Source organism: uncultured Salegentibacter sp. (assembly GCF_963972535.1).
Taxonomy (GTDB): domain Bacteria; phylum Bacteroidota; class Bacteroidia; order Flavobacteriales; family Flavobacteriaceae; genus Salegentibacter.
Genome location: NZ_CAXAVR010000220.1, coordinates 1 through 1515, shown reverse-complemented (window position 1 = coordinate 1515; position 1515 = coordinate 1). Strand labels below are relative to the sequence as shown.

The following is a 1515-nucleotide window of genomic DNA, read 5'->3' as shown; positions in this document are numbered from 1 at the left end:
CAATTGGCTTATGCCCTGGCGCACGTTAACGAATATCTTAACCATTTTCAGGAAAATCCAAATTTCGAGCAATTTCAACCACAATTTTTAATCGCTTCCGGACCAAACTATTTCTTTGAAATTGCTAAAATTAAAGCCTTAAGGTGGTTATACGCTACTTTAGCTTCAGAATATAGCATTCCCGAGACCTGCCATATCCTGGCGCAATCTACTAAAAGAAATAAAACTCTTTACGATTTTAATGTAAATCTGCTTAGAACCACAACCGAAAGTATGAGCGCGGTTTTAGGCGGTGCCGATACGGTTTACAATATGCCTTACGATGCTATTTATCATAAAAATAACGAGTTTGGAGATAGGATTGCCCGCAACCAGTTGTTGGTGATGAAACACGAAGCTTATCTTGACAAGGTTGCCAATGCTGCTGAAGGAGCTTATTATATCGAAAGCCTTACTAAACAATTTGCGGAAATGGCGCTGGATATTTTTAAAGAAATCGAAAAGGGAGGTGGTTTTTTAAAACAACTTAAAGAAGGGGTAATTCAGCGAAAGATTAAGGAAAGTGCTAAAAAAGAACAGGAACAATTTGATAGTGGAGAATTGGTATTAATAGGGACCAATAAATTCGAAAATCCACAGGATAAAATGAAAGATGAACTGGAATTGTATCCGTTTTTAAAGCAAAATCCGCGTAAAACTCTAATTGAACCTATCCTGGAAAGACGCCTAAGTGAACAAATTGAGCAGGAAAGAATAAAGCAGGAAAAGGCCGATTAATTAAAAAAAGAGCAATGCAAAGAAAAGATCTTCAACATATAAAACTTACAGCACCAGCACTTGGGAAACGGCAAAAGGAAAATGAAAACAACACCTATAAAACCCCGGAGGAAATCAACCTGCAGCCTTTTTATTCAAAAGAAGATATTAAAGATTTAAAACATTTGAATTTCGCTGCCGGAATACCTCCATATTTACGCGGACCTTATAGTACGATGTATGTAAGCCGTCCCTGGACAATCCGCCAGTATGCAGGATTTTCTACTGCCGAAGAAAGCAATGCTTTTTACCGAAGAAACCTTGCTGCCGGCCAAAAAGGCCTTTCAGTAGCTTTTGATCTTCCTACCCATCGTGGATACGACAGTGATCACGAACGTGTGGTTGGAGATGTTGGAAAAGCCGGTGTGGCTATTGATTCGGTGGAAGATATGAAGATCCTTTTTGATCAAATTCCGCTGGATAAAATGTCAGTTTCCATGACGATGAATGGTGCGGTTTTGCCAATCCTGGCTTTTTATATCGTTGCTGCCGAAGAACAAGGCGTAAAACCTGAACAACTTTCAGGAACTATTCAAAATGATATTTTAAAGGAGTTTATGGTGAGAAACACCTACATCTATCCTCCTACTCCTTCTATGAAGATCATTTCAGATATTTTTGAATATTCTTCGCAGAATATGCCAAAATTCAATAGCATAAGTATTTCGGGATATCATATGCAGGAAGCCGGTGCTACCT

2 protein-coding genes are annotated in these 1515 nt (G+C 38.6%); both read left to right on the top strand.

Going from position 1 to position 1515, the window contains the following annotated elements; genetic code table 11:
* On the top strand, positions 1-777 hold a 777-nt coding region (locus tag AACZ30_RS13995; protein WP_339650151.1), incomplete at its 5' end, for a methylmalonyl-CoA mutase family protein.
* A 14-nt stretch (positions 778-791) separates the two neighbouring features.
* On the top strand, positions 792-1515 hold a 724-nt coding region (locus tag AACZ30_RS13990; RefSeq protein ID WP_339650150.1), incomplete at its 3' end, for a methylmalonyl-CoA mutase family protein.